The organism is Novosphingobium sp. BL-A-28-Hi1-0D (assembly GCF_055521755.1).
In genome coordinates this window covers 2,251,596-2,273,138 of record NZ_CM145502.1, presented here as the reverse complement: position 1 = coordinate 2,273,138, position 21,543 = coordinate 2,251,596, and the positions used below count along the sequence as shown (strand labels likewise).

The following is a 21,543-nucleotide window of genomic DNA, read 5'->3' as shown; positions in this document are numbered from 1 at the left end:
CGCAAGGCCTCCGCGTCTCCCTTTCTTCTCTGCGTCTTTGCGAGAAACAGCCTAGCGCAAGTCCACGACCTCCACCGCAGGCAAGGCCACCGCCCCCGGCTGCTCAACCCAATGCCGCGCATTGAGCACCCCGCCATCCGCGCGCAGATCAGCCACCTTCGCCGTATCCACCTCAGCAAAGACCCACTGCGCCGCCCCTTCGACGCCAACCGCCAGAACGCCATCCTCCGGCATACCCCGATCCGGCGGACCATAGACACCCGCCGCCCCCCGATTGACATCCACTGCCGGAGACCACTCAGCCTCCCCCACCGTAGGCGAGTGCACCGCATAGCACTGCCCCTCCAATGCCCGCGCCTGCGCCCCGATCCGCACGCGCCAATAGCCATGCAGCGTGTCCGTGCACGAAGGCACCAGCAGCACCTCCGCCCCCGCCTCGACACACGCCCGCGCCAGCAGCGGAAACTCGCTGTCATAGCAGATCGATACCGCAAGCCGCCCAAGCGCCGTATCGAACACCCGCAGCGAGGACCCCGCTGCGATATGCCACTGCTCCCGCTCGAACCGCGTCATCACCAGCTTATCCTGAACAGCGGACTTGCCATTGGGCGCAAACAACCTCGCTGCGTTGCGAAACTTGCCGTCAGCATCCTTGCGCGGCGCAGACGCTGCCAGAATGTGCATCCCGGTCCGCACCGCCAGCGCGGAATGCAACGCATCCACCTGCGGCAGCAGCGCCGAAACCGTCTCGATAGACCCAGCCAGATCGCCCATCGTGGCCGGATAAAGGCTCGCCAGTTCCATAGCCCCATACTCAGGGAACACAGCCAACGCTGCGCCCCCCGCTGCCGCCTCGTCCGCCCAGCGCGTCAGCTTGGCCTCATAGGCCTCCCAGCTCTCCAGCCGCTCGATCGGATACTGCGCAGCAGCGACAAGAAACCGAGTCATTCCCCCCTCCTGAAAGCGGGAGGGGCGCTTCCTCCTACCCCCCTCCCGCAGGCGGGAGGGGTTGGGGGTGGGCATGCGCTGACAAGCGCACAAAGCCACATCTCGCCTTCGCCAGAAACCAGACCAGACAATCTCACCACTGCCGCATCCAGTACTGCATCACGTTCACCCGCTCCGCCTCACACCCATGCTCTTTCCAAGCCAGCTCCGTGGTCAACCCCGGCACCACCGCATAGCCACGCTTCGCCCAGAACCCATCAAGCGGCGTGTACCCCTCAGGCCGCGCCGGATGGTCATCCGCCCGCACCACCGCCGCAAAGCACGCCGCATTCGCCCCGCACTTCACAGCTTGCGCCTCGCGGTGATCGAAGAACGCATGCCCGATCCCCGTCCCGCGATACGCAGGCAGCAGCACGCTCTCGCCGAAATAGAACAACCGCGCCACCTCGATCCCCTGCGCCTCGAACGGCGCGCGAAACTCCGCCTTCTGGTGCATCATCGGCGCCGCCGTCGCCGCGCCGACGATCCGTGCCCCGTCAAACGCTGCCACCAGCACCGCATCGGGCGCGGCGGCATATTCGCTCAGGTACTGCGCCTCGTACGCCGCATCGCCATCGTAAAGGTAGGGAAAGGCCGCAAACACGGTGATCCGCAGCTGCGCCAGATCATCCAGCGCCGCCGCGATCTCGCCCCCGGTCAATGGCCGAACCGTAATCCCCATCAGCCGACGACCTGTTTCGTCCAGTCCGCCAGATTATAGTACATCGTCAGCCGCGTGATCTTCCCGCCCGCGATGGCCAGGAACGCCCCTGCTGGCAGCACATAGGTCTGCCCGTTGGCCTCCGGCAGCCCCTCGTCGGTTGCCAGATACGCCCCGTGCACCACGAACTCCGCCGCCGCCCGCGTGCCGTCCTCGCTGGCCATCAGCACGATGTCTTCCAGCCGCTCCTTGTAGCAGCGCTCCATGTGCTTCAGGAACTCGGCAAACGCCGCCTTGCCGACAACGCGCTCGCCCTGGTTGATATCGTGCGCCACGTCATCGCTCAGGCACTCGAGCATCCCCACCCAGTGCCCCGCATTGAACGCGGCATAATAGCGGGCAAGCAGGGCAATCGCATCAGTGCGCGCGGCAGGGCTGGTCATCGGCAATGTCTCCTTTGCCCCCAGCCTAGCGCCCCCCGTCGCACCATTCCAGCGCCCTGCCCTGCAAGGCTCCATTGCAGCCGTGCATCCAATTGCACTTTGGCCGATGTTCGCTTATGGGCCGGATGAACGCCCCGGCGCTTGCGATGGATTCGCCTCCAACGCGATGCCGGGGTTTTGTATTCTGACCGGGCGCATCGGCCCGGCACCGTGCAGGAAGACGAAACCCATGTCCCGTCGCCGCCAGATCTACGAAGGCAAGGCCAAGATCCTTTACGAAGGCCCTGAACCCGGCACCATCATCCAGTATTTCAAGGATGATGCCACCGCGTTCAACGCGCAGAAGCGCGGCACGATCAACGGCAAGGGCGTGATCAACAACCGCATCAGCGAGTACGTGTTCACGCGCCTCGCCCACATCGGCATCCCCACCCACTTCATCCGCCGCCTCAACATGCGCGAACAGCTCGTGCGGCAGGCAGAGATCATTCCGATCGAAGTGGTCGTGCGCAACATCGCCGCAGGTTCCATCTCCAAGCGCCTCGGCATCGAAGAGGGTGAGCCGCTGCCGCACACCCTGATCGAATATTACTACAAGGACGATGCGCTGGGCGATCCGATGATCGCCGAAGAGCACATCGCCTGCTTCGGCTGGGCATCGAACGAGGAAATGCAGGACATCTCCTCGATGGCCATCCGCGTGAACGATTTCCTCTGCGGCATGTTCGCGGCGATCAACATCAGCCTCGTCGATTTCAAGCTGGAATTCGGCCGCATCTGGGACGGCGACTACAGCCGCGTGATCCTCGCTGACGAAATCAGCCCCGACGGCTGCCGCCTGTGGGACATGACCACCGGCGAAAAGCTCGACAAGGACCGCTTCCGCCGCGACCTCGGCGGCGAAGAAGAAGCCTACCAGGAGGTCGCGCGGCGTTTGGGCCTGCTCGAAAACGACGGCGGCCCGAGCGAGGTTTTCGATCTCGGTGCCCACCGCAAGCTGCGCGGGAAGAAGTAAGCCACAAATCCTCCCCGTTTTTCCGAGAGGACAAACGGGGAGGTGGCAGCCGCAACGCGGCTGACGCAGTGGTAAACATCGAAGTTCTCGGGCGAGCTCCGCTCAGTTTCCCGCGAACATTGGAAGTGAAGTCGCAAACCGGGAGACGGTTTAAAATTTCTATCCCTCACTCGTTTATGCTGTTCAGTAGCTCAACGATTGCAGACCTTCGCCACACGATTCCAATGTCTGATTCCGTGCTAATTCGGCCACAGTAGATACCAAGAAATTCAACTACAGGTTTTGTAAAACTTCTAGTCATTCCATCAGTGAAGGCCAACACCCCCCCATTTCGGAACGCAACCACCGGGGAGCCTGATTGCCCCTGACGACTGCGACAATCGATATAGAAAGTCTGGCAATCCTCTACGACATCTGAGGCTACGAAGCCAGTTGCCCAAACTGGGAGAAGTCCGAATGTACCCCTCCCAAACGGAAAACCCACGACACTAACAACATCAGCAGGTAGAATTTTTAGAGTCGGCCCATCTAGAAAAATTTCATGAGTGTGAATTCCGACTCCTGATAAATCAGTTAATTTAAGTGCTACAAAGTCAGCGCCTTGTCCTAAAATCGGATGCTCAATCCATACAGGCCTCTCATTGTCCGTATAAAGCATTTCTACTTTTGGATGCCAACCCAATGCGCCATCATTTGTGTTATGCCATATTTTTAAACGGTCAGGAATTCCTCCAGTCTTTGACAGGGCTTTACCATTTAGATTATTGCGACCTGTTACATTATGCCTGTTCGTTATTAAATAATAATTGCTTTTATTCGCGATTAAAAAGCAGGTTCCGCAAGCAAGATACGTCTCTCCAAAGTACATCTGCAAAAATAATGATTTTAAAGATACGTCAGAAAGCATAACCTGCCTCAAATTTCGACCTGCGAGGAAGCCATATAGCCAATTCATAGCCAATTCACGTGCTCTATGCGACAATTCAGGCGCAACACCCCATTGCGCCCCCGCGCCCGACCGGGCACACCACCCCGCAATGATCCTGCGCCGCCTGCTTCCCCTCATCGCCACCCTCACCCTCACCGCCTGCGCCGCGCAGCCTGCGCCAATCGCCAGCACCCCCAAACCCACCTGGGCTTTCCAGCAAAGCGACCTCCCCCCCGATCCCGCCTACCGCTACGGGCAGCTGCCCAACGGCATGCGCTTCATCATCCGCAGGAACGCGACGCCCGCAGGCACCGCGCAGGTGCGCATGGACGTCGCCACCGGCTCGCTTGACGAGCGCGAGGCCGAGCGCGGGTTTGCCCATTTCGTCGAGCACATGGCCTTCAACGGCTCGACCAACGTGCCCGAAGGCGAGATGATCAGGCTGCTAGAGCGCAACGGCCTCTCCTTCGGCGCGGACACCAACGCCCAGACCTCGTTCGAGCAGACGCTCTACATGCTCGACCTGCCCCGCAACGATGCCAAGCTGCTCGACACCGCACTGATGCTGATGCGCGAGACCGCGAGCGAGCTGAAGTTCGACCCGCAAGCCGTCGCCCGCGAACGCGGCGTCGTCCTGTCCGAACTGCGCGACGGGCAGGGCTGGAGCCGTACCAACCTCGAAGACCAGCTCGCCTTCTTCTACCCCGCCGCGACCTACCCCAAGCGCCTGCCCATCGGCACGGTCGAGGCCCTCAACGCTGCCACCGCCGATACGCTCAAGGCCTTCTGGGCGCGCGAATATGTGCCGTCCAAGACCACCGTGATCGTTGTCGGCGATTTCGAGCCCGACGCGGTCGAACAGGCCATCCGCACCCGCTTCGCCGACTGGCAGCCTAAGCCCGAAACCCTGCGCCCCGATCAGGGCAAGGTGCTCCCCAAACAGAAGTCCGCCGTCGACATCCACCTCGACCCGTCGCTGTCCGAGCGCGTCACCGCCTCGCGCCACGGCCCATGGATCGACGAGCCCGACACCATCGCCAACCGCCGCCGCAACCTGCTGCGCCAGATCGGCTATGGCGTGGTCAACCGCCGCTTCCAGCGCATGAGCCGCGCCATCGACCCGCCGTTCCGCGGCGCAGGGTTCGGCACCAGCGAGGTGTTCAGGATCGGTCGCACCACCAACCTCATCGTCGATACCACCGACGGCGGCTGGCAGCGCGGGTTCGCCGCCGCCGCAGGGGCCTACGCCCGCGCGCTCGCCACCGGCTTCACGCAAGCAGAGATCGAAGAGCAGCTCGCCAACATCCGCACCGGCCTCGAAAACGCCGCGGCCGGGGCAGACACCCGCCCGCATGGCGCGCTGGTCGGCGCTGCCCTTGCCCTGATCCGCGACGATCAGGTGCCGACCACGCCCGAATCCGGCCTCGCCCGCTTCAACCAGTTCGCCCCCACCATCACCCCCGCCACGGTCATGGCCGCGCTGAAGGCCGAGGCCGTCCCCCTCAAGGACCCGCTGATCCGCTTCCAGGGCCGCACCGCGCCCAAGGGCGGCGCCGAGGCGCTCCGCAAGACCTGGACCAAGGCCACCCGCGCCAAGGCCCCGGCAGGCGAAGTGCCCGCCCCCATCCCCTTCGCCTACACCGACTTCGGCCCGGCAGGCACCGTCGTTTCCGACGTCACCGAACCGCTCTACGGCATCCGCCAGATCCGCTTTGCCAACAACGTCCGCCTCAACCTCAAGCGCACCGACCTTGCGAAGGACCGCATCGACGTGCGCCTCAATCTCGATGGCGGCGAGATGCTTGACACCAAGGCCGATCCCCTCGCAACCGAGATGACCGGCGTCCTTGCCCGCGGCGGCCTTGGCAAGCATAGCGAGGACGACCTCCAGACCCTGCTCGCCGGCCGCTCGGTCGCTTTCGGCCTTGGCGCCGGCGGCGATACCTTCTCCACCGACGCCGTGACCACCCCGCGCGACCTCGCCCTCCAGCTCCAGCTCATCACCGCGCTGCTGACCGACCCCGGCTACCGCCCCGAAGGCGAAGTGCTCTACCGCCAGAACATCGCCAACTTCTTCGCCCGCCTGCGCTCAAGCCCCGGTGCCGCGCTGGCGAACAGCATCGGCGGCATCCTCTCCGACAACGACCCGCGCTTCACCCTCCAAAGCGAAAGCGCCTACACCGCCCTCACTTTCGCCAACCTGCGCGAGAAAATCGCCGACCGCCTGAACAACGGCGCCATCGAACTCTCCATCGTCGGCGACATGGACGAAGCCGCCGCCATCGCCGCAGTCGCCCGCACCCTCGGCGCGCTCCCACCGCGGGAGCCCGACTTCCGCCCCTACGCCGCCGAACGCCACCGCGGCTTCACCTCGAAGCGCGGCCTCCAGATCATCCGCCACACCGGCGAGGCCAACCAGGCCGTGGTCCGCATGACCTGGCCCACCCGCGACGACCGCGATCCCGAAGAGGCCATGGCCCTGTCACTCCTCGCCGAAGTCGCGCAGATCGAGGTACTCGATACCGTGCGCGAGAAGCTCGGCAAGGCCTACAGCCCCGGCGCATCGAGCGCATTGAGCCGCGTCTGGACCGGCTACGGCACCTTCACCATGAACGCCTCGGTCGATCTGGCCGACGTCCCCGCCACCCGCACCGCGCTCACCGAAACCGCCCGCGCCCTGATCGCGGCCCCGGTCGATGCCGACGTCCTCCAGCGCGCCCGCGCCCCCATGCTCGAACGCATCGACAACATGCTGAAAACGAACGGCGGCTGGAGCGCCCTTGCCGAACGCGCCCAGACCCAGCCCGACCGCCTCGCCCGCGCCAAGTCTGCCCGCGCCCGCCTCGAAAAACTCACCGCGTCAGACCTGCAAGCCATAACCCGCCGCTATCTTTCGCCCGACAAGGCCGTGCAGATCCTCGTCCTGCCAGACGGTGCGCCTGCGCCTTAAGCCACCGTATCCTGATACCGCCGCACTGCCACCGTCCCCAGCACCGCCAGCATCACCGCCAGCACGCCAAGCTGCCCCGCCGCATCGGCAAAGGTCCACCCCTTCAGCATCACCCCGCGTACCAACCGGATGTAGTGCGTCGTCGGCAAAAGCTCGGCCAGCCACTGCGCCCAGACCGGCATACCCCGGAACGGAAAGGCAAAGCCCGAAAGCAGGATCGAGGGCAGCATGTAGAAGAAGCTCATCTGCATCGCCTGCAACTGGCTGGTCGCCACGGTCGAAAGCATGAACCCCAGCGCCAGACTGGTCACCATGAACAGCAGCGTCGAGAACAGCGCCAGCCCCACCGAACCCTCGAACGGCACGTGAAACACCACCTGCGCGGCGGCAAGGATCACCGCCATCTGCACGATCCCGATCACAAGGTAAGGCACGATCTTGCCCACCATCACCTCGAACGGACGCAAGGGCGTTGCCAGCAGGTTCTCCATCGTCCCCTGCTCCACCTCACGCGTGACGGACAGGGCTGTCAGCATCACCATCGTCATCGACAGCACGATCGCCAGCAGCCCCGGCACAGTGTTGTGGCTGGTGATGCCTTCAGGATTGTAGCTGCGATGGATCACCACATCGACAGGAGCAGGCCCCTGCGCCCGGTCGCCGAGCGGCCCGATCAGGTCATGCGTCAGCGCCCCGTCCACCGCCTGCTGGATCGCGGCCAGTGCGTTGCCGGTCGAGGCCGGATCGGTCGCATCTGCCGTCACCAGCAGCTGCGGCCGCGCGCCCCGCACCAGATCCCGCCCGAAATCCACCGGCACAGTCACCACGAACTGCACCGCCCCGTCCCGCAAAAGCCGCTCGCCCTCGCCGGGTGCCGAAACAACATGCGTCACGCGAAAGTAGGTCGTGTTGCGCAGCGCGGCATCGATAGAGCGCGCGAATTGCGAAGTGTCGTTGATCTCCAACGCCATCGGCAACTGGCGCGGATCATTATTGATCGCAAAGCCGAAGATCGTCAGCTGCACGATCGGCATCATCAGCATCATGCCCACGGTGCCGGAATCGCGCAGCATCTGCCGCACCTCCTTGAACACCATCGCCGCAATCCGCGCCAAGGCCCCGCTCCATCTCATGGGTGCGACCTTGTGCATGCCCACCCCGCTGCGACTAAACTCGCCTGCGGCTCGTCAAGTCTCGCGGCCCTCCCGCCTGCGGGAGGGCATGGCAGCCCCTTCTTCTTCCCTCCCTGCCAGCGGGAGGGAGCCTTCTTCCTTCCCCCCTCCCGCAAGCGGGAGGGGTCGGGGGTGGGCAGCGCCACACACAAGCGCCCGAAACTGATCACGCCACCACCACCGAGTTATCCTCAGCCCCCCGCATCAGGTGGATGAACACGTCCTCAAGGCTGGGCCGCGCCTCGCGCCACTCGACGTCACCAAACTCGGCCACTGCCGCGCGAAGCGCCACAAGATCAGGTCCGCAAACATGTATCGCCGTCCCGAACGGTGCCGCCATGGCAACGCCGGGCCTGCCCTCGATCCGCGCCGCCAACCGGTCCGCACCCGCGCCTTCGCCCTGCAAAGCCTTCAGACCCGAACCAGCCACCACATCGGCAATCGTGCCGCGCGCCAGCATCCGGCCGTAGGCGATATAGGCGATCTCGTGGCAGCGTTCGGCCTCATCCATGTAATGGGTAGAGACCAGCACGGTCATCCCGCCTTGCGCCAGATCGTGGATCTGGTCCCAGAACTCGCGCCGCGCCTGCGGATCGACGCCTGCGGTCGGCTCGTCGAGCAGCAGAATCTCGGGCTCGTGCAGCACGGCGGCGGCCAGCGCCAGCCGCTGCTTCCACCCGCCCGAAAGCTTGCCCGCCAACTGGTCCGATCGCGAAGCCAGCCCCAGCCCGTCCAGCGCCTCCGCCACCCTTTCACGGCGACGGTCCAGCCCATGCACCCGCGCGAAGAATTCAAGGTTCTCGGCAATCGTCAGGTCGGAAAACAGCCCGAACTTCTGGGTCATGTACCCGACCCGCCCCTTGATCGCCCCGCGCCGCTTGCGCAGGTCAAGCCCCAGCACTTCGCCTTCCCCCGCATCGGGGATCAGCAACCCGCAGATCATCCGCAGCGTCGTCGTCTTGCCCGACCCGTTCGGCCCTAGAAACCCGCAAATAGACCCCCGCGCCACCTGCAGGTTCACATCATCGACCACGGTCCGCCCACCAAACCGCTTGGTCAGCCCCCGCACATCGATGGCCAGATCACTCATTCGCCATCTTTCCAATCCGCGTCACCCCGGCGCAGGCCGGGGCCCACAACGCCAAAGGCAGGCGCGACAGCGAGCCCATGGACCCCGGCCTGCGCCGGGGCGACATGAAGAACGGAGGTGAAGTGTTTCCGCCCCTCACTCCGCCGCCACCGCCACCGGCAGCCCCAGCGGCAAGGGCTGCGCCACGGGCAAGGCCGCCTCGACCATGAACACCAGCTTGGCCCGCGCCCGCTCGGAATAGATCACCGGCGGCGTGAACTCGGCGCGCGGCGAAATGTAGCTGATCCTCGCAGTCCGTTCGCCCGTGCCACAACCGTCGCAGGTGAAGCGCACCGTCGTGCCCACTTTCAGCCCGGCCACGCGCTCCTGCGGAACGAAGAAGCGCAACTTGCGCTGATCATCCGGCAGCACGGAAAGCACCGGCTGATTGGCCGGCACCCATTCGCCCGGATCGTAGAAGGTCTGCTCGACCACGCCCTTGACCGTCGCAACAGGTGCAATCTCGGCACGACGGCGCTCCTGAACCTTCAGCGCCGCCTGCGCAGCGCCAATGCTTGCCTGCGCCGCCGCCTGCTGCTCCGGGCGCCCTGCCGAAAGTCCCCCGCTGGCCAGAACCGCCTCGGCCTGACGTACCGCCGCGCTGGCAGAATCGCGCGAGGCCCGCGCGGCATCAAGCTGCGTCCGGCTGGCAAAGCCCTTCCCCGCCAGCGCGGCAATGCGCTCGAAGTCCGCCCCTGCGCGCACCGCCTGTGCCCTTGCCGAGGCCAGCGCTGCCTGCGCCGCCGCCTGCTCCGGCGCGCGGTTGCGCCCCTGCGCAAGGTCAGCCGCCTGCGCCTTGGCCGCTGCCACTTGCGCGGCCAACTGCGCACTCTCGGCATCGGCACTTTGCGGGTCGAGCGTGAACAGCGCGGTGCCCGGCACCACTGCCTGCCCACGCGCCACTGGCCGTGTCGCCAAAGTCCCCGGCACAGGCGCGGCAATCAGCAGCGGCTCACCCTCGACATAGCCCAGCCACCGGTCAGGCTGGCTCCTGGGGCCGAACAGCGCATAAGCCCCGCCAGCAACGCCCAACAATACAAGTGCAATCACGGGCCGGGGAGGTGCTTTCATGCCGGAAGCTCCTTGCACAGACCGTAGAGGACCATCGCTGAATGATTTTCGGCCAGCCAGTCGATATCGACAGGTTCAGCCCCTACCGGTTCGAACACGTTGCGCCACAGCGCGGCAAAGATGATCCCGCCTGCGACACTGCGTGATGCCGTCTTCGGATCGGGGCAGGCAAACTCGCCACGCGCAATGCCGTGAACGATCAGCCGCTCGATCGCGCCCAGCACGCAGATCATGGCGGTATCGTGATAGAAGCGGGCGAGTTCGGGAAAGTTGCGCCCCTCACCCACGATCAGTCGGGGCAGAAACGCCATGTCCGGGCTGGCCATGCGCTTCATGGCGTTCTTCACGAAGGCGCGCAGCAGAGCGGCCGCAGGCAGATTGCCATAGTCGCTCGGCAGCAGCGTCGGCATGACTTCGGTGATCACTTCCGAAACGAGCGCGCGGAACATCGCCTCCTTGCTGTCGAACGCCAGATAGAGCGCCGCGCGGCTGATCCCGACCCGCTTGGCCACGTCTTCCAGCCGCGCAGCGGCAAAGCCGCGTTCGGCGAACTCCTCGCGTGCCGCATCAAGAATGCGCTCGCGCCGGTCTGCTGGCGTGACCCTTGGCATGGGCCGATAATAACTGACGCGTCAGTCATGTAAACAGCGAATTGCTGATGCCGAAAAGGGCGGTGGCAGGTGCCGGTGTGCGCGTGGGGTGCGTTTGATTATCCGGCAACCTGCCACCGCACGGACCTTAAGCCTGTCCTGTGGCACTGCGATTCCTAGCGTTTTTCAAGGCCATGCGCTTCCCCGTTTTCCTACTTACGCAAATATCGCTAAGCTGCGAATCATGACCCGTTCACCGCCCTCCCCTCCGCTTCGCCGCGCACCCGGCCTTGCGGTTTTGCAGGCGGAACGGGGCCTGACGAAGTTTCTCTGGACAGTGTAAACCCCGTAAACCCCCCCGGTCTTGCTCTTCGCGCCCTCAAGTTGCATAGGCCGCCCCAGATTCTCCAATTTCAGTGTCCGAAAGGCCCCGCCGATGAAGGTCCGCGTCATTGTCACCCTCAAGAACGGCGTGCTCGATCCGCAGGGCCGCGCCATCCATCACGCGCTCGAAGGCCTCGGCTTCGAAGGCGTGAACGATGTGCGCGCGGGCCGCGTCATCGAACTCGACGTGGCCGATGCGACCTCGGACGCCGCGCTTGACGAGATGTGCAAGAAGCTCCTCGCCAACATGGTGATCGAGAACTACCGCATCGAAAAGGCCGCCTGAGCAGGAACCGATCCCATGGCATTTACCTCCGCCGTCATCACCTTCCCCGGCTCGAACTGCGACCGCGACATGGCCGTGGCGATCGAGCAGGTCTGCGGCGGCACGGTCCATCGCGTGTGGCACGGCGATGCCGATCTGCCCGACAATCTCGATTTCATCGCACTGCCCGGCGGCTTTTCCTACGGCGACTACCTCCGCTCGGGTGCCATGGCCGCCCGCTCGCCGGTCATGCAGGCGGTGGTGCGCGCGGCAGAGCGTGGCGTGACCGTGCTCGGCGTGTGCAACGGCTTCCAGGTCCTGACCGAGGCCGGCCTCCTGCCCGGCGCGCTCATGCGCAACGCCGGCATCCGCTTCGTCTGCCGCGATGTCTCGCTGACGGTAGAGAACAACCAGTCGCTGTTCACCGCCGGCTATGACGCGGGCCAGCAAATCACGATCCCGGTCGCCCACCACGATGGCAACTACTTCGCCGACGACGCCACGCTCGACCGCCTCGAAGGCGAAGGCCGCGTGGCGTTCCGCTATGCAGACAACGTCAACGGCTCTGCGCGCAACATCGCGGGCGTGCTCGGTGATCGTGGCAACGTGCTCGGCATGATGCCCCACCCAGAACGCATGATCGAAGCCGCACACGGCGGATCGGACGGGCGGGCACTGTTCGAAAGCGTGGTGCGCGGGCTCGTCGCCGCCTAACCGGCAACACGCTCGCGGAAGGCGGTCTGGCCGAACAGGGCCAGCGCATCGACATTGTTCATCGGGCGACCGAAGAAATAGCCTTGGATCTTCTTGCACCCCAGACGGCGGATGCAGGCCAGCTCGTCCTCGGTCTCCACGCCCTCGGCAGTGGTCGACATCTCCAGTGCATCGGCCATGGCGACGACCGCGCGGACGATGGCGAGGCTCTCGGGATTGTCCTTGGCCGCGCCCTGTACGAAGCTGCGGTCAACCTTGATCGTCGAGAACCGCATCTTCCTGAGGTAGCCGAGCGACGAATATCCGGTCCCGAAATCGTCAAGCGCAACGCCGCAGCCGATGCCCATCAGGTTCTCGAGCGTCATCTGTGCGGTGGTCCCGTCGCGCACGAAGATGCTTTCGGTCACTTCGATCTCGAGCCGGTGCGGCGAGAGGCCGCTTGAGGTCAGCGCGCCGACGACTGTCTCGGCGAAGTAGGGATCGAGCAGTTGCTCGCCCGAAACGTTGACCGCGATCTTGACGTGTTCGGGCCAGTTCATCGCCTCGCGGCAGGCCATGCGCAGGACCCATTCGCCGATCGGCACGATCAGGCGGGTGTCCTCGGCCAGCGGGATGAACTTGGCCGGGCTGACGAAACCATGCTCGACGCTGTTCCAGCGCAGCAGCGCCTCGAAGCTGAGCACCTCCTCGGTCGTCGCATCGACCACAGGCTGGAACATGAGCGAGAATTCGTTTCGCTCAAGCGCGTGGCGCAGCGAGAACTCGAGCTTGCGCCGCTCCTCGGCGTGGGCATGGAGCGAAGGCTCGTACATGCAGTGCCGCCCGCCACCCTCGTCCTTGGCGCGGTAGAGGGCAAGGTCGGCGTTGCGCAGCAGCGTCTCGACCGTGGACCCATCGCGCGGGCCGATAGCGGAGCCGACGCTGGCGCCGACGTAGAGCGTGTGGTGGTCGATCTCGTAGGGGAGCGACAGCGTCGAGATGATCGCCTCGCTCAATTCGTTGATCCGCTCGCCGTCGGCAGCATCGCGGATCACCACGGCAAACTCGTCGCCGCCGAGCCTGCCGCAGACCTCGCCATCACGCATGATCAGCTTGAGCCGTTCGGACACGAGCGCCAGCAACTGGTCGCCGACGAGGTGGCCGAGGGTGTCGTTGATCGCCTTGAAACGGTCGAGGTCGATCATCAGGAACGCGCAGCGCGAGCGCCACTTCTCGGCATAGCCCATCGCATCGCCGAGCGCTTCGGTGAGCATCAGGCGGTTGGGCAGGCCGGTCAGGGTATCGTAGCGGGCAAGGTAGGCGATCTTCTCGGCGCTCTCGCGCTGCTCGGTCACGTCAGAACCGACGCCACGGAAGCCGACGAAAGTGCCGTTCTCGTCGAACTTGGGCGAGGCCGACAGTTCCCACCAGCGATGATTGCCGTGGAGCGTGACGCGGACAAGCAGGTTGGAGAAGCTCTCGCGGCGCTTCAGGCGCTCGGCCAGGTCGTGCAGGCTCGAATGGAAGTGACCGGAGTCCCAAGCCGCCCCTGCGATCAGCTGGATCAGTGGCTTGCCGTCAATATCCTCAGGGTCCTCGCCCAAAGCAAAGGCGAAGCGCGGGCTGGCCGAACGGACACGGCGATTGGCATCGACCTGCCACAGCCAGTCGGCATCGCCTTCCTCGAATTCGCGCAGCAGGAGCGAGACGACCTCGGCCTTTTCCGCCATGCCGGCCTCGGCGACGCGCGCGCCAAGGAACGTGCGCGCAGCCTCGACCCCGCCGACGCTGACGATGGCAACGAAAGCCACCGCGACGGCGGCTGCGGTGTATTCACCCCAGAACAGGAAGACAGCGACCCCGGACAGGCCGACGATGCCCGAGAACATCACCGTGGCCATGGGCATTGCGGCGAAAGTCACCGCCATGCCCGCCATGAGCATGGCGAGGACCGTCCACAAGGTCATGCGCTGCGCGGCATCACCGAACGGAGCGAAGGCCAGCATCGGGATGGCCCAGACGAGCGCGACGAAAAGCGAACTGACCGTCTGCCGGTGCATCTCCTGGCGGCTGATTCGCCGACGATCGGCATCAATCAGCGAGCGATCGAAGCGCGCGCCCGAGATGAGCACGCCGACGAGCAGCGCCATCCAGCCGACGAGGAAGACGACATGGACGCGGGTGGCGTAAGTCTGCAGCACGAGCAGCGCCGCAAGGGCATGGGCGAGCAAGCGTGCGAAAGTAAGGCGGGCGAGACTGGAGTACTGTAACCCGCGAAGGCGTCCCCAATCGCCTTCCACCGGATCGCGCAAGCCGATAACGGCGAGGATCGGCAGTTTTGCCGTTGCAGAGTCGGGTGTGGGCGCAAACGATGTGGTCACGCCGCAGGGCTTAATCGCAATTGATTAGCCAAAGGTAAGCGTCGCAAACTCTGCTGCGAACGGTTCGACGCAAAAAATGGCCCGCCGCGCTTGGTGGAGCACGACGGGCCGGACTTTCCTCCCCAGGAAAGGTCCTAGATGGCAGCTCTGGCCTATCGGCCGAGAGCGCTGCCAAGCCGGTGGTAAAGGTTCGAGAACTTTACCGATTCCGGTTGGTCCTCGATTGCCTTGAGATAGTGCAGTACGGCTTCGCGGATCAGCTTGAAGTCCTCGGTCGAGAGGACCGCGCGGGCACGTGCAGGTTCAGCCATGGTGGGTCTCCATCCTGGATCTTCGGGGCTTGATTGCCGCGAGGATTTCTTCGTTTGAGAGGGGGGGAAGCCCCTCCCCCAACCCCTCCCCCGAAGGGGAGGAGCTTTCAGTAGTTCGCAGGTTACGCGGCGAACTGGTTCATCGTGTTGTGGATGCCGCCTGCCTTGAGAGCGGCTTCCCCGGCGAAGTATTCCTTGTGATCGTCACCGATGTCCGAGCCGGACATGTTCTGGTGCTTCACACAAGCGATGCCCTGACGGATTTCCTCGCGCTGGACCTGCTTGACGTAGCCGAGCATGCCTTCTTCGCCGAAGTAGCGCTTGGCAAGGTTGTCGGTGCTCAGCGCAGCCGTGTGGTAGGTCGGCAGCGTGATCAGGTGGTGGAAGATGCCAGCCTGCGCCGCCGCATCGCGCTGGAAGGTGCGGATACGTTCGTCTGCCTCGATGCCGAGTTCAGTGCCATCGTAGTCCACGCTCATCAGCTTCGAGCGATCATAAGCCGAGACGTCCTTGCCTGCTTCGACCATCGCGTCATAGACCTGCTGGCGGAAGTTCAGCGTCCAGTTGAACGACGGGCTGTTGTTGTAGACCAGCTTGGCGTTCGGGATCACTTCACGGATGCGGCTGACCATGCCACCGATCTGGCCGATGTGCGGCTTTTCGGTTTCGATCCACAGCAGGTCCGCGCCGTTCTGCAGCGAGGTGATGCAATCGAGCACGCAGCGGTCCTCGCCGGTTCCGGCGCGGAACTGGTAGAGGTTCGAAGGCAGGCGCTTGGGGCGCATCAGCTTGCCATCGCGGGCGATGAGCACGTCGCCGTGGCCGAGGTTGGCGGGATCGACTTCCTCGCAATCGAGGAAGCTGTTGTACTGGTCGCCCAGATCGCCTGCCTCGCGGGTGTAGGCGATCTGCTTGGTCAGGCCAGCGCCCAGCGAGTCGGTGCGGGCGACGATCACGCCATCATCGACGCCGAGTTCCATGAAGGCGTAGCGGACCGCGCGGATCTTCGCGAGGAAGTCCTCATGCGGCACGGTGACCTTGCCGTCCTGGTGGCCGCACTGCTTTTCGTCCGAGACCTGGTTCTCGATCTGGATGCAGCAGGCACCTGCTTCGATGAACTTCTTGGCGAGCAGGTAGGTTGCCTCGGCATTGCCGAAGCCCGCGTCGATGTCAGCGATGATCGGCACGACGTGGGTTTCGAACTCGTCGATCTTGTGGAGCAGGCGGTGGGTGTTGACCGCATCGCCAGCCTTCTTGGCTTCGTCGAGATCGCGGAACAGCATGCCCAGTTCGCGAGCGTCAGCCTGCTTGAGGAAGGTGTAGAGTTCCTCGATCAGGTCCGAAACGCTGGTCTTCTCGTGCATCGACTGGTCGGGCAGCGGACCGAATTCGCTGCGCAGCGCGGCAACCATCCAGCCCGAAAGATAAAGGTAGCGGCCCTTGGTCGTGCCGAAGTGCTTCTTGATGGAGATCATCTTCTGCTGACCGATGAACCCGTGCCAGCAGCCGAGCGACTGGGTGTAGTTCGCAGGGTCAGCGTCGTAGGCGGCCATGTCACGGCGCATGATCTTGGCGGTGTAGCGCGCGATGTCGAGTCCGGTGTGAAAGCGGTTCTGCAGGCGCATGCGGGCCACGTTCTCGGGCTCGATGCCATCCCAGGTCTGGGCGAAAGGCGCAATGGCCTTGCCGGCTTCGACGATCTTGCTGTGGTAGGTCATTTCCCGTGTTCCCTCACGTGGTGTGCGTCTCTGTGAGATCGGGGTAACGCGCGAATCACGGATGCGGAATGGCGCGCGAAGTGATGTTGTCAAACTTTACAGGATATGCTTGTAAAGTTGTGCAGTCGCTACAAGAGACCTGTAAGATGTCGACAAGACCGCTCTATCTGGGGCCACGCCTCAAGCGCATCCGCCGCGAACTGGGGCTGACGCAGCAGGCGATGGCCGACGAACTGGGCATTTCGCCGAGCTACATCGCGCTGATCGAGCGCAACCAGCGACCGCTGACGGCGGACCTGCTGTTGCGGCTGGCGCGGGCCTACAAGCTCGACATGGCCGACCTCGCCAGCGACGAGCGTGACGATTACGCGCGGCGGCTGACCGATGCGCTGCGCGATCCGATCTTTACCGACATCGACCTGCCGACGCTCGAAGTGTCCGACGTGGCGGCGAGCTTTCCGGGGGTGACCGAGGCACTGTTGCGGCTTTACGGCGCATGGCAGCGCGAGCAGCAGGCCCTGGCCGAACAGCGCAGCGCCTCGCCCGGCAGCGGTGCCAGCGATCCTGTGGGCGAGGCGCGGCGCTTTGTGGCAGCGCGGCGCAATTACTTTCCGGGAATCGATTCGAAGGCTGAGGAACTGGCTGACGAGATTGCCAAGGCCGGCGGTGCGGCGGAGTGGTTGAGGCTGCGCGGGGTGCGCGTGCGCTTCCTGCCGCCCGACGTGATGATGGATGCGGTGCGGCGTTATGACCGGCATAACGAGCAGTTGCTGATCGACGATACGCTTTCGCCTTCGGGGCGGGCGTGGCAGCTGATGCAGCACATTGCCTATACCGCGCTGCGCGGCGAGATTGCGGGCGTGATCCGGGGTGAGAGCTTTGCCAGCGAGACGGCGGCGCAACTGGTGCGGCGCGCGCTGGCAGGGTATGCCGCGGCGGCTCTGGTTATGCCCTACGACCGGTTCGCGCGGGCGGTGGATGCGCGGCGGTACGACATCGAGGCGCTATCGGGGCAATTCGGGGCGAGTTTCGAGCAGGTGGCGCACCGGCTGACGACGCTCAACCGTCCGGGTCAGGAGCGCGTGCCGTTCTTCTTCATCCGCGTGGACACGGCGGGGAACGTGTCGAAACGGCTGGACGGGGCTGGCTTTCCGTTCGCGGCGCATGGCGGGGGGTGTCCGCTGTGGTCGGTGCACGAATGCTTCCGCACACCGGGGGAGATCGTGACGCAGTGGCTGGAACTGCCGGACGGGCAGCGGTTCTTCTCGCTGGCGCGGACGGTTACCTCGGGCGGTGGCGGGTTCGGGCGGCCGCGGTGGACCCGGGCGATTGCGCTGGCCTGCGCCGCCGAACATGCGCCGCGGCTGGTCTATGCGGCGGGCGCGGACCCCAAGGCTGTGGCGGCGACGCCCATCGGCGTGACCTGCCGCCTGTGCCACCGCGCGCAGTGTACCGCGCGGGCCGAGCCTCCGATCGGACGCGAGATTCTGCCCGATGACTACCGGCGCGGGGCCGAGCCGTTCAGCTTTGCGGAGAGTTGAGCCAGTAGCGGATGACTGTGGCGACCGCGCCGAGCACAGCCACGCTGCCGAGCCAGATCGCGGCCATCCAGCCGAGGCGCTGCCACAGGGGCGTGGCCTCGGCCTTGTTCGCGCCATCGAGGCGGGGGTCAATGATAGCCATGGGTGCCCACCTTCCCCCGGAATACCCAGTAGGCCCAGCCGGTATAGCCGAGGATCAGCGGCATGATCAGGCCGACGCCGATCAGCATGAAGACCTGTGAGCGCTCGGGCGCGGCGGCGTCCCAGATGGAGATGCTCTGGGGTACGACCCAAGGCCACATCGAGACGCCGAGGCCGATCATGCCGAGCAGGAACAGGCCGAGCGCGTAGAGGAAGGGCCGCACCGGCTGGCGCTGCTGAAGTGTGCGCAGGAGCGCGATGGCGAGTGCTGCGGTGATCAGCGGGACGGGGGAGAGCCAGAACACCATCGGTTCGGTAAACCAGCGCTGGAAGTACTGGTGGGCAAGGAACGGCGTGGCTAGGCTGACAGCGGCCATCAGCGCCAGCGTGGCCCATGCGGCGATGCGGGCGAAGGCGAAGGCCTTGTCCTCGGCACGGCCTTCCACCTTGATCGCCAGCCAGCAGGCGCCGAGCAGCGCGTATCCCGCGACGACGCCTGCGCCGGTCAGGAGGGAATAGGGCGAGAGCCAGTCGAGCCAGCCTCCGGCATAGGCGCGGCCCTGGACATGGATGCCCTGCAGCAGCGCGCCGAGGGTAATGCCCTGCGCCAGAGCGGCAACGAGAGAGCCTGCGAAGAACGCCATGTCCCAGAAGGCGCGGTGCCTCGGATCGCGCCAGCGGAACTCGAAGGCAACGCCGCGGAAGACAAGGCCGAGCATCATGGCGATGATCAGGGGATATGTGGCGGGTAGGATCACGGCGTAGGCCAGCGGGAACGCGGCGAGCAACCCGCCGCCGCCTAGCACCAGCCAGGTCTCATTGCCGTCCCAGACCGGGGCGATGGCGTTCATCGCCTGATCGCGCTCCTCACCCGGCTGGAATGCCGGGAAGAGGATGCCGATGCCGAGGTCGAAGCCGTCCATCACCACGTACATCAGCACGGCGAAGGCGATGATCAGCGCCCAGATTACGGTGAGGTCGATCATGACGCGGCTCCTTCCTGCTGCTGGGCGGGGGTGATGCCGGCGGAGCGGATCGGTGCGCGCTCGTCCTGCTCGGGGCCTGCTTCGTGCGGGTGCGGGGCGTCCTTCATCAGGTGCAGGATGTACCAGGTGCCGATGCTGAAGACCGCGAAGTAGACGACGACGAAGGCGGCCAGCGAGGTGGCGACGGCGGGCGCGGCGATGGGGCTGACCGAGTCTGCAGTGCGCAGGAGGCCATAGACCGTCCAGGGCTGGCGGCCGACTTCGGTCGTCACCCAACCGGCGATGACCGCGACGAAGCCCGAGGGCCCCATGAGCACGGCAAGGCGGTGGAGCAGCGGCCAGTCGTAGAGGCGCTTTCGCATGCGGGCGATGAGGCTCCACAGGCCGAGGCCGAGCATGAGGAACCCGAGGCCGACCATGATCCGGAACGACCAGAACACGATCCACACCGGCGGGCGCTTGTCGGGTGCGATGGTGTCGAGACCTGCGAGCGGGGCGTCGGGATCGTGCTTGAGGATGAGGCTGGAAGCCTTGGGGATGGCTATGGCGTAGTCCAGCTTCTGGTTCTTGTCGTCAGGGATGCCGAACAGGTAGAGCGGCGCGCCATCGCGGTGGGACTGGTAGTGGCCCTCCATCGCCATGACCTTGGCGGGCTGATGCTCCAGCGTGTTGAGTCCGTGCATGTCGCCCACGAATATCTGCACCGGGGCGACGAGCGCGGCCAACCACATCGCCATCGAGAACATCTTGCGCGCGTGGAGGTTGGCGCGGTCCTTGAGCAGGTGCCACGCGCCCACCGCGCCGACGACGAAGGCGGTCGTCAGATAAGCGGCGATGACGGTGTGGACGAGGCGGTAGGGGAAGCTGGGGTTGAAGATGATTGCGGCCCAGCTCGGGCCGGGCAGGAAGCGGCCGTCCGGGCTCATCTCGAAGCCGGTGGGCGTCTGCATCCACGAGTTGACCGAGAGAATCCAGAAGGCGGAGATGAATGTGCCGACGGCGACCATGAGCGTGGCGGCAAAGTGCAGGCGGCGGCCGACGCGGTTCATGCCGAACAGCATGACGCCGAGGAATCCGGCCTCGAGGAAGAAGGCGGTCAGCACCTCGTAGGCCATCAGCGGGCCGATCACCCCGCCGACCTTGTCGGAAAAGACCGACCAGTTGGTGCCGAACTGGTAGGACATGACCAGACCCGAGACGACGCCCATGGCGAAGGCGACCGAGAAGATCTTAAGCCAGTAGCGGAACAGGTCGAGGTAGAGCGGCTTGCCGGTCTTCAGCCAGAGCGCTTCGAGCACCGCCAGATAGCTGGCAAGCCCGATGGAGAAGGCGGGGAAAATGAAGTGAAAGCTCACCGTGAAGGCGAACTGCATTCGCGCCAGAACCAGCGCGGTTCCTTGCGGATCAAGCCCTGCGAACATTCTAGCTCCCCTTTCGGGACCAGGCGTCTCTTGCGGCGCCTCGGGCGTCGCCCTACGCCTATATGAGCAACAGCTAAAGTGATTTTCCCGTTGGAATGATTGCAGTTTCTGCACCTTCAGAACCGCTTGGCGGGCCCGCTGTTCCACCAAACTTGCAGCATTGCCACAGCGAGGCTATCGGCGCGCTTCCTGCCCGGGGTGCCCGGAGTTTTGAAGGCCCTGCCGTTGTCCAAGATCATTCCCCTTGCCGATGTCGAACCTGCGCTGGTCGAGCAGTTGCTCGATGCCGCGTTCGAGCCGGAGCGGCACAATCGAACCGCCTACAAGGTGCGCGAGGGCATGGAAGCGCTGGGCAACCTGTCCTTCGCGGCGCTGGATGATTCGGACATGCTGGCAGGGTCGATCCAGAGCTGGCCGGTAGGTCTTACCGATCCGAGCGGGCGGATGCACCCGATGATCATGGTGGGGCCGGTGGCGGTGATGCCGCACCTGCAGGGCGAAGGTTTCGGCAAGGCGCTGATGACTGCGGTGCTGACCGCAATCGACCCGCGCGCGCCGCTGCCGCAAGTGCTGATCGGCGATCCGGAGTACTACGAGCGCTTCTTCGGCTTCAGCAAAGCTCACACTGGCGGCTGGACCTTGCCGGGGCCATACGAGCAGCACCGGCTGCTCTGCCGCACGGCAAATCCTGCGGTCCTGCCGCAAGAGGGCATGTTGGGGCCTTGGCGACGCTGATCCGATCTGGCATCGGCGGCT

20 protein-coding genes are annotated in these 21,543 nt (G+C 64.9%); 6 read left to right on the top strand and 14 right to left on the bottom strand.

The window, feature by feature from the left end; translation table 11 throughout:
* Positions 1-51 precede the first annotated feature (51 nt).
* From ACZ1JW_RS11195 to ACZ1JW_RS11185, 3 genes are all read right to left on the bottom strand, one after another.
* Positions 52-948 carry a carbon-nitrogen hydrolase family protein gene (locus ACZ1JW_RS11195; protein ID WP_465140610.1) on the bottom strand — a complete coding sequence of 299 codons (897 nt, stop codon included), beginning with the start codon at positions 946-948 and terminating at the stop codon, positions 52-54.
* Positions 949-1,081: 133 nt separating this feature from the next.
* Positions 1,082-1,669, bottom strand: a complete 588-nt coding sequence (locus tag ACZ1JW_RS11190) for a GNAT family N-acetyltransferase (protein WP_465140609.1) — start codon at positions 1,667-1,669, stop codon at positions 1,082-1,084.
* Positions 1,669-2,091: a ketosteroid isomerase-related protein gene (locus tag ACZ1JW_RS11185; protein WP_465140608.1), complete on the bottom strand. Its 423-nt coding sequence runs from the start codon at positions 2,089-2,091 to the stop codon at positions 1,669-1,671. The genes ACZ1JW_RS11190 and ACZ1JW_RS11185 overlap by 1 nt, the downstream gene beginning before the upstream one ends.
* A gap of 229 nt (positions 2,092-2,320) precedes the next feature.
* On the opposite strand from ACZ1JW_RS11185, the gene purC reads away from it, so the two are divergent.
* Positions 2,321-3,106: a phosphoribosylaminoimidazolesuccinocarboxamide synthase gene (gene purC / locus ACZ1JW_RS11180; RefSeq protein WP_039332937.1), complete on the top strand. Its 786-nt coding sequence runs from the start codon at positions 2,321-2,323 to the stop codon at positions 3,104-3,106.
* A 166-nt stretch (positions 3,107-3,272) separates the two neighbouring features.
* Here purC and ACZ1JW_RS11175 read toward each other — a convergent pair whose 3' ends face one another.
* A complete protein-coding gene (locus ACZ1JW_RS11175) occupies positions 3,273-4,061 on the bottom strand; it encodes a trypsin-like peptidase domain-containing protein (protein ID WP_465142768.1) in 789 nt (262 codons plus the stop codon).
* 82 nt (positions 4,062-4,143) lie between these two features.
* Here ACZ1JW_RS11175 and ACZ1JW_RS11170 point away from each other — a divergent pair, with 82 nt between their 5' ends.
* A complete protein-coding gene (locus ACZ1JW_RS11170; protein ID WP_465140607.1) occupies positions 4,144-6,984 on the top strand; it encodes a M16 family metallopeptidase in 2,841 nt (946 codons plus the stop codon).
* On the opposite strand, the gene ACZ1JW_RS11165 is transcribed toward ACZ1JW_RS11170, so the two are convergent.
* From ACZ1JW_RS11165 to ACZ1JW_RS11150, 4 genes are all read right to left on the bottom strand, one after another.
* Positions 6,981-8,099, bottom strand: coding sequence for an ABC transporter permease (locus ACZ1JW_RS11165; protein ID WP_465140606.1), 1,119 nt, complete (start codon positions 8,097-8,099; stop codon positions 6,981-6,983). The genes ACZ1JW_RS11170 and ACZ1JW_RS11165 overlap by 4 nt on opposite strands.
* Before the next feature lie 223 nt (positions 8,100-8,322).
* Positions 8,323-9,246, bottom strand: a complete 924-nt coding sequence (locus ACZ1JW_RS11160; RefSeq protein WP_465140605.1) for an ABC transporter ATP-binding protein — start codon at positions 9,244-9,246, stop codon at positions 8,323-8,325.
* A 135-nt stretch (positions 9,247-9,381) separates the two neighbouring features.
* Positions 9,382-10,356: an HlyD family secretion protein gene (locus ACZ1JW_RS11155; RefSeq protein ID WP_465140604.1), complete on the bottom strand. Its 975-nt coding sequence runs from the start codon at positions 10,354-10,356 to the stop codon at positions 9,382-9,384.
* Positions 10,353-10,967, bottom strand: coding sequence for a TetR/AcrR family transcriptional regulator (locus ACZ1JW_RS11150; RefSeq protein ID WP_465123487.1), 615 nt, complete (start codon positions 10,965-10,967; stop codon positions 10,353-10,355). Before ACZ1JW_RS11150 ends, ACZ1JW_RS11155 begins: the two co-directional genes overlap by 4 nt.
* 415 nt (positions 10,968-11,382) lie before the next feature.
* Between ACZ1JW_RS11150 and purS the strand changes: the two genes are divergently transcribed.
* On the top strand, positions 11,383-11,616 hold the full coding sequence (gene purS, locus ACZ1JW_RS11145; RefSeq protein ID WP_465123488.1) for a phosphoribosylformylglycinamidine synthase subunit PurS: 234 nt from the start codon (positions 11,383-11,385) through the stop codon (positions 11,614-11,616).
* A gap of 15 nt (positions 11,617-11,631) precedes the next feature.
* Entirely contained in the window at positions 11,632-12,309 is a 678-nt protein-coding gene (gene purQ, locus ACZ1JW_RS11140) for a phosphoribosylformylglycinamidine synthase subunit PurQ (RefSeq protein WP_465140603.1), read from the top strand.
* Here the strand turns inward: purQ and ACZ1JW_RS11135 are convergent.
* The 3 genes from ACZ1JW_RS11135 to ACZ1JW_RS11125 all read right to left on the bottom strand — a co-directional run bounded on the left by ACZ1JW_RS11135 (position 12,306) and on the right by ACZ1JW_RS11125 (position 16,698).
* Positions 12,306-14,669 (bottom strand): putative bifunctional diguanylate cyclase/phosphodiesterase, encoded by a 2,364-nt coding sequence (locus ACZ1JW_RS11135; RefSeq protein ID WP_465140602.1) that lies wholly within the window; start codon positions 14,667-14,669, stop codon positions 12,306-12,308. The two genes, purQ and ACZ1JW_RS11135, sit on opposite strands and share 4 nt — an antisense overlap.
* Positions 14,670-14,821: 152 nt before the next feature.
* A complete protein-coding gene (locus tag ACZ1JW_RS11130; RefSeq protein WP_011444689.1) occupies positions 14,822-14,980 on the bottom strand; it encodes a hypothetical protein in 159 nt (52 codons plus the stop codon).
* 122 nt (positions 14,981-15,102) lie between these two features.
* On the bottom strand, positions 15,103-16,698 hold the full coding sequence (locus ACZ1JW_RS11125) for an isocitrate lyase (RefSeq protein ID WP_465140601.1): 1,596 nt from the start codon (positions 16,696-16,698) through the stop codon (positions 15,103-15,105).
* Between the two features lie 146 nt (positions 16,699-16,844).
* Between ACZ1JW_RS11125 and ACZ1JW_RS11120 the strand changes: the two genes are divergently transcribed.
* A complete protein-coding gene (locus ACZ1JW_RS11120; protein WP_465123492.1) occupies positions 16,845-18,239 on the top strand; it encodes a helix-turn-helix domain-containing protein in 1,395 nt (464 codons plus the stop codon).
* Here ACZ1JW_RS11120 and ACZ1JW_RS11115 read toward each other — a convergent pair.
* From ACZ1JW_RS11115 to ACZ1JW_RS11105, 3 genes are read right to left on the bottom strand one after another with little or no spacing between them, the layout of a single operon-like run.
* On the bottom strand, positions 18,220-18,381 hold the full coding sequence (locus tag ACZ1JW_RS11115; protein ID WP_465140600.1) for a DUF2474 domain-containing protein: 162 nt from the start codon (positions 18,379-18,381) through the stop codon (positions 18,220-18,222). The two genes, ACZ1JW_RS11120 and ACZ1JW_RS11115, sit on opposite strands and share 20 nt — an antisense overlap.
* The gene (cydB, locus tag ACZ1JW_RS11110; RefSeq protein ID WP_465140599.1) at positions 18,368-19,366 is read right to left on the bottom strand and encodes a cytochrome d ubiquinol oxidase subunit II; all 999 of its coding nucleotides are present in this window, start codon (positions 19,364-19,366) and stop codon (positions 18,368-18,370) included. The genes ACZ1JW_RS11115 and cydB overlap by 14 nt, the downstream gene beginning before the upstream one ends.
* Entirely contained in the window at positions 19,363-20,787 is a 1,425-nt protein-coding gene (locus ACZ1JW_RS11105; RefSeq protein ID WP_465140598.1) for a cytochrome ubiquinol oxidase subunit I, read from the bottom strand. The genes cydB and ACZ1JW_RS11105 overlap by 4 nt, the downstream gene beginning before the upstream one ends.
* A gap of 225 nt (positions 20,788-21,012) precedes the next feature.
* On the opposite strand from ACZ1JW_RS11105, the gene ACZ1JW_RS11100 reads away from it, so the two are divergent.
* Positions 21,013-21,522, top strand: coding sequence for a GNAT family N-acetyltransferase (locus ACZ1JW_RS11100; RefSeq protein WP_465142767.1), 510 nt, complete (start codon positions 21,013-21,015; stop codon positions 21,520-21,522).
* Positions 21,523-21,543: the final 21 nt, after the last annotated feature.